This is a genomic window from Hyphomonas sp. (assembly GCF_040882205.1).
GTDB lineage: Bacteria > Pseudomonadota > Alphaproteobacteria > Caulobacterales > Hyphomonadaceae > Hyphomonas.
The window spans coordinates 1-8364 of sequence record NZ_JBBEBT010000020.1; the positions used below are offsets into that span (position 1 = coordinate 1).

Below are 8364 nucleotides of genomic sequence, written 5' to 3' on the forward strand. Positions count from 1 at the left end.
CCAGCCCCATCGCCGCCGGGGCATGCAGCACCAGCACGAACGCCGTCATGTGCAGCAACAGCAGCAGCCCTCCATAGGTTGCCCGGAACTCCGAATATCCGCCGGGCCTCTCCGGATCCGGCTGCAGGCGCACCACTCCGGCTGCCCAGTTCGGCACAAACAAGGCGCCCAGTCCCATCAGCGCGCCGAGGCCCAGCCCGATCAGCGCCAGGATTTCACTGTAATGCATGCTGTTTACCTTTGCCGCACAGTCCAAGAGTAGGGCGAAACCGGTTCGAGAGAAGTTAAGTCGGTGCGCGGCGATAACGAACCCTGTTTCCGCTAGGGAGTACGAGGCGCCGCCGCCCTTCGGGGCCGCGGCGGCGGGCATTCTGGCCATGAATTTAGGGTAAATACTAACTTCGCTTGTGAAAAAATTAACCTTTTCCCGGCTTTGCTGGCCCCTGAGTGTCGCGGTTTCCGGCAGAATCACTGCCGCCAGCCGCCCAGCGTTGCGAGGAAGCCGCCCTATGCGTATGAAGATGTTCGCTGCAGAATCGATGGAAGCTGCAAAAGCGATGATCTTTGCGGATATGGGCTCAGATGCCGTGATTCTGTCTGAACGCGAAGTGGAAGGCGGCGTCGAAGTGCGCGCCGCCATCGACCGGATGGGCGCCGCCGCAGTCGGCAACGAGCCGGTCTTCCTGCGCGATGCCCGTGCCGGCGGCCATGGCCGGGGCATCGACAATCCGATGTATGCCCGCGTCCGCGACGCGCTCCTCTGGCACGGCGCCCCGCAGCGCTTCGCCGACCGCGTCGCCCATGAAGGCGCCGGCCGCTCGCCGGGCCAGTTCACCTCGCCGGAAGATGCGATGGCCGAAGGCCTCGCCCGCATGATCACCTGCGACCCGATTCCGGCGCGCTTCGACCGCGACATTCTGCTCGTCGGCCCGCCCGGCCATGGCCGCACCGCCACCGCCGCCAAGCTGACGCGCCGCGCCTCGGTCGCCCGCGCCGAAATCATCCCGCTCGCCGCTGACCTCGATGGTTCGGGCGCCGGCGCCCAGCTCGCCGCGTATCTCGAACTCGAGAAGGGCCAGATCCGCGTTGCTGAAACGCCGGACGCGCTGTTCGCAACCCTCCGTACCCTGCGCAATGAAAACCGCCGCTGCGTCATCGACCTGCCGGCGATCAATCCCTTCGAAGGCGACGACCTCGCCAGCCTCGCCGACCTCGTGGCCGCCATCCGCGCCGAGCCCGTGCTTGTCCTGTCCGCCGAAGGCCACCCAGATGACCTCGCCGAAGCCGCCCGCGCCTTCCAGCGTGCTGGTGTTCGCCGCGCCATTCTCACCAAACTTGATGTCGTCCGCCGCCGGGGCGGCGCTATCTCGGCCCTGACGTCTGCGGGCATCGCTTTCTCCCACCTCGCCATCACGCCGTTCATCGGCGGCGGCCTTGTCCCGGCGGCGCCCTCGCGGCTCTCGGCGCTTCTGATGGAAGAAGCCCGAGGCGACGTCATCGCCCTCAGAGGAGCAGCCTGATCCCATGAGCTTCACCATGCGACGATCCCAGGACCGCCCCGCCGCGCGCCCGCCTCCCCGGGTGCAGCCGGCCTCCATCATCGCCGTTGCCAGCGGCAAGGGCGGCGTCGGCAAGACCTTCGTCTCAATCACCCTCGCTTCGGCTCTCGCCAAGGCCGGCCGCCGCGTGCTGCTGGTTGACGGCGACCTCGGCCTGGCCAACGTCGACGTCCAGCTCGGCATCGCGCCGGAAACCGATCTCGCCGCCGTTGTGGCCGGCTGGGTCGAACTCGACGACGCCGTAACCCCCGTCGATGGCGGGGCTGGCGGCGGCGGCTTTGACGTGCTGCCCGGCCGCTCCGGCTCCGGCGCGCTGGCCGAGCTTGCCACCGAGGAAGTCGCGCGCCTCGCCGCCGGCCTCACGGCGCTGGCGCTGCAATACGATCACCTCGTGCTGGACCTTGGCGCCGGCATCGAAGCCAACTGCATGCGTCTCGCCCGCGCCGCCGACAAATCTCTCGTCGTCATCACCGACGATCCGGCCTCGATGACGGATGCCTATGCCTTCATCAAGGTGCTGAAGGGTTACGCCCCGCAGGTCGAGCCCATCATTGCCATCAACCAGGCCGATACGCGCGCCGCCGGCCAGCGGACCTATGAAGCTATCGCGCGCGCCTGCACCACCTTTCTCGGTTTCCGGCCCCGTCATGCTGGAACCGTGATGCGTGACCCGAAGGTCCGCGATGCCATCCGTTGTCAGAAGACATTGATCTCCACAGATCCGCAGGCCCAGCCTGTCCAGGATGTGATGGCGATTGCACAAATGCTCATCGGCGAGGGCCAGACCGCGGCTTTGGGCAATTGATCCGTACTGGGAATTATGAAGATTTCGTCTGTGAACTGATGCCTCATTAACTTGTTGAAAAGAATGCGGCGGTAAGATTCACAGGAGTTAACAATCGGGCTACACCAGCCTCAAGCTGATTCGGGAGACGAGCGATGCGCGTCCTATTGATTGAAGATGACCGGGCACTGGCACGCTCCATTGAGCTGATGCTCAAGGCCGCTGGCTTCAACGTCTATATGACTGACCTCGGTGAGGACGGCGTCGATCTTGGCAAGGTCTACGAGTATGACATGATCCTTCTGGATCTGTCGCTGCCGGATATCTCGGGCTTCGAAGTGCTGAAACAGCTGCGCATGAGCCGCGTCAACACGCCGGTCATGATCCTCTCGGGTAATCCGGACATCGAAGCGAAGGTGAAAACCCTCGGCTACGGCGCCGACGATTACCTCACCAAGCCTTTCAACAAGGATGAGCTGATCGCCCGTATCACGGCCATCGTTCGCCGCTCGAAAGGCCATGCCGAAAGCGTGATCCGCACCGGCGAAATCCTGGTCAATCTCGACGCCAAGACCGTCGAAGTCGAAGGCGACCGCGTCCACCTTACGGGCAAGGAGTACGCGATGTTCGAGCTGCTCTCGTTGCGCAAGGGCACGACGCTCACGAAAGAGATGTTCCTCAACCACCTCTATGGCGGCATGGACGAACCGGAACTCAAGATCATCGACGTGTTCATCTGCAAGCTGCGCAAGAAGCTGCAGCAGGCGACCGGCGGTTTCCACTATATCGAAACCGTCTGGGGTCGCGGCTACGTCCTGCGTGACCCGCGCCCGGCCTCGAAGGCTGCCGAAATCGAAGAAGCCGCCTGAGGCCAGTCTCTCCCAAGTCCAAACGCCCCGCGCCACCGCCGGGGCGTTTTGCTTTTTTTGCGCGTAAGTTGCGCCGGGCGCCTGCAGTTCCGCCCCGGCGCCACCCCTCCCACCTCGTCGTCCCCGCGAAAGCCGGAACCGAGAGGGGTTTGTTTCACTCGCAATTATGGGTCCCGGCGTCCTTCGCGGGGATGAGCGGAACATAAAAATCAAAGCAAACGAAACCCGGCCGGCCGCGCTATTTCCGCCCGCGCGCCTCGTCCGTACCCTGACGGGCGAGTTCATCCGCCCGGTCATTATTCGGGTCGCCCGAATGTCCCTTCACCCATTTCCAGGTGATGTCATGGCGCGCGCAGGCTTCTTCCATCGCCATCCACAATTCCTGATTCTTCACCGGCTTCTTATCGGCGGTTCTCCAGCCATTGCGTTTCCAGCCCTTGATCCACTTGGTCAGGCCGTCCTTCACATAGGTGGAGTCCACATTCAGCGTGATTTTCGAAGGCCGCTTCAGCGCGTTCAGCGCCTCGATGACGGCTATCATCTCCATCCGGTTATTGGTCGTCGCCGGATCGCCGCCATAGATTTCCTTGAGGTGGCCGGCTGAGCGCATCACCGCGCCCCAGCCGCCGGGTCCCGGATTGCCGCTGCAGGCGCCGTCCGTCCAGATTTCGATTTCATCGCTCATTGCCCGCGAGGTGGCCCGCTTCGCCGGAGGCGTCAAGCCGCTCAGAAGACGCTGAGGTCAACCTCGGTCAGCTGGCGGGCCGGCGAGACGATCCGGTGCATCAGGAAACCGCAGAAGCCGCCCGCGGCGCCGCCGATCGCCGCCCCTGCCACCAGTCCGCCCGCTGCCGACGCTGCGCCGCCGAACAGGGCGAACCCGAAGGTCGTGCCGCCGACCAGCACCGCGCCCCAGATCGCGCCCCAGCGCAGATACGCCATCAGCGCCGTGATGCCCCGGTGCGGAAGGCGGCCGACGGAAAGCCCGAGCGCCAGCGCCGCCCCCGGCACCGTGATGAAGAAGAGGAAGAAGTTCAGCGACGCAAGCTGGAAGGCCGTCTGCACGCCGCTCGCGAAGCCCGACTGTCCGACGCCAAGTTCCGCAAAGCCCATCACGCCAAAGGCCATCTGCATCGGTCCGAGGAAAATGAAACCCATCAGTGTCACGCTCAGGCAGGCCGCAAAGGAGGACACCGCCAGCGCCAGTCGGATCCGCTTCACCCGCTTCGGCCGCGGCGTTGTCGCATAGGCCGGAAGCGGTGTTTCGCTCTGCGCCCCGCTGGTCATGCCCCGTATCCTTCCGCGCCGTCCATGCGCAGATGGAACGCGAGCCGCGCGGCATATTCAAGGGGGTTCTTGGGCCGCACCAGGGCGCCGGCCGGCGTTGATGTCCAGTCCGCCAGCCGTGTCAGGAAAAAGCGCATCGCCGAGCCAAGGCAGAGCACGGGCAGCGCGTCCAGCTCCGACCGGCCGAGCGGACGCACGCACTGGTAGCCCGCGATCAGCGCCGCGCCCTTGGAGAAATTGAACTCCAGGCGCGAGGCATCCGTCGCATTGCCTTCGTCGAACGCCCAGGCATTGAGGCAGACAGCAAGGTCATAGGCCAGCACATCCGTGCAGGCGAAGTAGAAATCGATGGCGCCGGAAAACTGGTCGCCGAGGAAGAAGGCATTGTCGGGGAAGAGGTCGGCATGGATCGTCCCGCGCGGCAGGTCTGCAAAACTGCTACGGGCACGGACGATCTGGATAAACGCTGCCTCGACCGTATCGGGCAGGCCTGCCTGCAGCGCATTGGCATCGTCCGCTCGCCCCGCCCAGAGCGGCGCCCAGGATTTCGGGCCGAGCGAGTTCTCGCGCACACCTGCAAAGTCTGCGAGTGCAAGGTGCATCTTCGCGAGGCCTTCGCCCAGCGCGCGGCACTGGCGCACATTCGGCCGCCTCGGCGAAAGGCCATCGAGGAAGGTAATGATCAACGCCGGCCGGCCTTCCAGCGTGCGCAGCGCAGATCCGTCACGCCCCATCACAGGCTCGGGGCAGGGATAGCCCTTGCCGGCGAGGTGCTGTTTGAGGCCGATGAAGTAGGGAAGGTCGGCCGCATTCACGCGCTTCTCGAACAGTGTCAGGATGAACCGGCCTCGTTCGGTTTCGAGATAATAGTTCGAGTTCTCCACGCCTTCGGCAATGCCCTTGAAGGCCAGGGCCGCCCCGAGGTCGTAGGCGGAGAGAAACTCCGCCAACGCCTCATCGGAAACTTGCGTGTAAACCGCCATGGGCGGCGGACTTACGCCGTCTTGTGCAGCATGTCACGTTGCAGTGTCTTGCCGGCCAGCAGGTAGTGCAGGGCTGCCCAGGCATAGAGCGTGTTGAACGCGATGATCGAATACTGAAGCCCTCTGGCATCCGCATCCCGGCAACCCGCCACGACATCCGGCTCAAGGCCTACCAGTGACTTGCACATCTCCAGTGTCAGGCCGAGATCGGAGCCCGACAGAAGTGTCGACTTCCAGAAGGTCGACAGCGCGCCGATCACCGGAGGTCCAAGGCCATAGCCAAGCAGGTTCACCACGAACAGCGTCAGCGCCACCGCAGTTGCCCGCATCCGGCTGTCCACCACACCGCCCGAGATAGCATACATCGGACCCAGGTAGTAATAGTGGATCATCGCGGCGATCATCAGCGGCGGCATGGCCAGCCACAGATTGTCCACCGAGTAGCCAATCGCATAGAGTGGCACCGACAGGCCCATGCCGATCGCGGGGATCCAGGACAGCGCCGTCGGGTGGCGTTTGGCAATCTTGTCCGCCATCCAGCCGGAGGTGAACACGCCGATCGCCGCCATCAGTCCAAGGATGATGCCGAACAGCAGCGCCGCTTCCTGGATGGTCAGGCCGTGCGTGCGGATCAGGAACGAGGTCGTGAACTGGCCGACACCATATCCTATAAAGGAGGCAATCGTCGCGCCGGCCACCACGTGCAGGTAAGTCGGCTTCTTGATCAGGATCTTGATGACATCGAGGAAGCTTGTCCGGTCACCCTTGGCGCGTTGCATTTCCGGCGGATCGGAATAGCCGCGTGGGGGCTCCTTGATCGTCATGCGAACGACAAAGGCGAGGATCACGCCTGGCAGACCAACCACGACGAACGCGATGCGCCAGCCTTCGATATTGTTCCAGTCGAGCGCATTCGCCGCCCAGGTCCAGCCCCAGCTATTTAACGCGGCAGCCACCTGAACACCGTCAAGATTGCCGGCCACGAAGCCGCCGAAGACGGCCGCGAACATACCGCCCAGTGGAACGCCGAGGGCATAGGTCGAGACCGCCGTCGCGCGGCTGGAGGGCTTGAAATAGTCCGCAATCAGGGACTGCGCCGGCGGTGTGCAACCGGCCTCACCGACACTGACGCCGACCCGGAACAGGAAGAGCATCAGGAAAGTGGTGGCAAAGCCGCACAGGACGGTCATAAGGCTCCAGAACCCGACCGCCGCCGCGATGATCATCACGCGGTGCGAGCGTTCGGAGAAGCGTGCAATCGGAATACCGAGGAAGGTATAGAGAAATGCGAAGGCCGGTCCGCCGAGGAGCCCCATCTGCCAGTCTTCGACGCCGAACGAGGCCTTGATGGGCTCCGTGAGAATATTGATGATCGTGCGGTCGATGAAGTTGAAGATGTAGACCAGCAGGAGCGCGCCGAGCACATAGCCGCGATAGCCGTTGGTACCAAAGCCGGTCTCGTGCGGGGGCAGTTCGGCGGCAGGTATCTGGCTCGTATTGGCGGCGTCGGTCATGGGCGTCTCCAGTCAGGTCAGGCAATAATGGGGAAGATCAGGTCGCAGGGGCCCAGCGGTCCTTGGCATAGGTGCGGGCAGCGAGGAAATAGAAGGCGGCGGCAATCGCCAGGAAAAGCACGGTGGCCACCATCGACTGGCGCAGCCCCTCGGCATAGGCCGAGCAGAGCGCAGGCCCGGCATCGCCCAGTTCGGCAAGGCGGCCGGCGCACAGGCCCGGATTGAAGTTTGCAAATTCCGCTTCCAGCCCGGCCCGCTTGACGATGCCGCCCATGAAGGCGCTGCTCATCATGCCGGTGAAAAGCGGCCCGACCCCGTTGCCGATGAGGCTGATGATCAGCAGCATCACGGAGACGGTCGTGGCGCGCGAACGCGGACTGACGATGGAGGTCGAGACGGTGTATTGAGCGCCGAGGTAAGCGTAGTGCGCAATCGCGGCGATAACCCACATCCAGAAGGCCATGAGCAGCGTCGGGCTGAGGAAGGCGCCGACATAGGCGGGGATGGCGATCAAGAGGCCCACGCCTGGCAGCCAGGCGGCGACAGACGGAAAGCGCGGCGCCAGTTTCTCGGAGAGGAATCCGCCTGCGAAGGTGCCGAACGCGGCAACGGCCGCGAGCGGCGCGCCATAGTTCATGGCAGCCTCCGCGACGCTCACGCCGTGCACGCGCATCAGGAACGGTGCCTGGAAACTGATCAGGCCGTAGCCGACGAAGGCCACGAACGCCGCGCCGAGCGACAGTGTCCAGAAGGTCGGCTTCGAGCTGAACTCTTTGAAGGCCTCGAAAAAACCGGCCTTGTCCGGGATCGCCGACTTCGGATCGGAATAGCCTCGCGGCGGCTCACGCACCGTCAGCCAGAGGATGAGCGCGACGAGGATGCCGGGTAGGCCAACGATCACGAAGACGAGGCGCCAGCCCTCCACTTCCGACCAGTTGACGCCGGTGAACAGAAAGCCGAGGCCGATGGCGTCCATCCAGCCGCCGAACGTCTCGCCCTCAAGGCTCGCCAGCTGGCCGCCGAAGAGTTGGGCGAGGACGCCGCCGATGGTGACACCCATCGAATAGATGCCGATCGCATTGGCGCGGCTCTTGGGCGGATAGTAATCGGTGATGATCGAGTTGGCGGGCGGCGTGCAGCCGGCCTCGCCGATGGCAACACCAACACGGAAAAGCAGCAACCAGATGAAGCTCGTGGCAAGGCCGCAGAATACGGTCATCAGCGACCAGATGACCACGCAAAGCGCGATGATCATCACCCGGTTCGACCGGTCTGCCCACATAGCTATCGGGATGCCCATGATCGCATAGAAGAGGGCGAAGGGCGGCCCGGTCAGCAGGCCCCATTGACCGTCCGACAGGTTGAACG

General features: G+C 64.1%; 8 protein-coding genes and 1 pseudogene. 3 read left to right on the forward strand and 6 right to left on the reverse strand.

The annotated features are described in order from the left end of the window. Positions 1-229: pseudogene (locus WEA77_RS01390) on the reverse strand (hypothetical protein); the annotation flags it as partial. Positions 230-509: 280 nt separating this feature from the next. Here WEA77_RS01390 and WEA77_RS01395 point away from each other — a divergent pair. The 3 genes from WEA77_RS01395 to ctrA all read left to right on the forward strand — a co-directional run bounded on the left by WEA77_RS01395 (position 510) and on the right by ctrA (position 3212). Beyond that, positions 510-1520 (forward strand): flagellar biosynthesis protein FlhF-like protein, encoded by a 1011-nt coding sequence (locus WEA77_RS01395; RefSeq protein ID WP_368066085.1) that lies wholly within the window; start codon positions 510-512, stop codon positions 1518-1520. A gap of 16 nt (positions 1521-1536) precedes the next feature. Continuing rightward, positions 1537-2364, forward strand: coding sequence for an AAA family ATPase (locus WEA77_RS01400; RefSeq protein ID WP_368066086.1), 828 nt, complete (start codon positions 1537-1539; stop codon positions 2362-2364). 134 nt (positions 2365-2498) lie between these two features. Further along, the gene (gene ctrA / locus WEA77_RS01405; RefSeq protein WP_368066087.1) at positions 2499-3212 is read left to right on the forward strand and encodes a response regulator transcription factor CtrA; all 714 of its coding nucleotides are present in this window, start codon (positions 2499-2501) and stop codon (positions 3210-3212) included. A 238-nt stretch (positions 3213-3450) separates the two neighbouring features. On the opposite strand, the gene rnhA is transcribed toward ctrA, so the two are convergent. The 5 genes from rnhA to WEA77_RS01430 all read right to left on the reverse strand — a co-directional run. Further along, complete coding sequence (rnhA, locus tag WEA77_RS01410; protein ID WP_368066088.1) at positions 3451-3897, reverse strand: ribonuclease HI; 447 nt, start codon at positions 3895-3897, stop codon at positions 3451-3453. A gap of 41 nt (positions 3898-3938) precedes the next feature. Beyond that, complete coding sequence (locus WEA77_RS01415) at positions 3939-4499, reverse strand: hypothetical protein (RefSeq protein WP_368066089.1); 561 nt, start codon at positions 4497-4499, stop codon at positions 3939-3941. Further along, positions 4496-5482 carry a homoserine kinase gene (thrB, locus tag WEA77_RS01420; protein ID WP_368066090.1) on the reverse strand — a complete coding sequence of 329 codons (987 nt, stop codon included), beginning with the start codon at positions 5480-5482 and terminating at the stop codon, positions 4496-4498. The genes WEA77_RS01415 and thrB overlap by 4 nt, the downstream gene beginning before the upstream one ends. Before the next feature lie 11 nt (positions 5483-5493). Beyond that, a complete protein-coding gene (locus WEA77_RS01425) occupies positions 5494-6996 on the reverse strand; it encodes a spinster family MFS transporter (protein ID WP_368066091.1) in 1503 nt (500 codons plus the stop codon). Positions 6997-7033: 37 nt separating this feature from the next. Continuing rightward, positions 7034-8364 (reverse strand): spinster family MFS transporter (locus WEA77_RS01430; protein WP_368066092.1); only part of this gene is annotated, 1331 nt, incomplete at its 5' end.

What these genes read in the sequence shown, in the direction of transcription:
- WEA77_RS01395 (WP_368066085.1), top strand. Translation starts at nt 510, where the DNA reads ATGCGTATGAAGATGTTCGCTGCAGAATCGATGGAAGCTGCAAAAGCG.
- WEA77_RS01425 (WP_368066091.1), bottom strand. Translation starts at nt 6,996, where the DNA reads ATGACCGACGCCGCCAATACGAGCCAGATACCTGCCGCCGAACTGCCC.
- WEA77_RS01415 (WP_368066089.1), bottom strand. Translation starts at nt 4,499, where the DNA reads ATGACCAGCGGGGCGCAGAGCGAAACACCGCTTCCGGCCTATGCGACA.
- rnhA (WP_368066088.1), bottom strand. Translation starts at nt 3,897, where the DNA reads ATGAGCGATGAAATCGAAATCTGGACGGACGGCGCCTGCAGCGGCAAT.
- WEA77_RS01400 (WP_368066086.1), top strand. Translation starts at nt 1,537, where the DNA reads ATGCGACGATCCCAGGACCGCCCCGCCGCGCGCCCGCCTCCCCGGGTG.
- thrB (WP_368066090.1), bottom strand. Translation starts at nt 5,482, where the DNA reads ATGGCGGTTTACACGCAAGTTTCCGATGAGGCGTTGGCGGAGTTTCTC.
- ctrA (WP_368066087.1), top strand. Translation starts at nt 2,499, where the DNA reads ATGCGCGTCCTATTGATTGAAGATGACCGGGCACTGGCACGCTCCATT.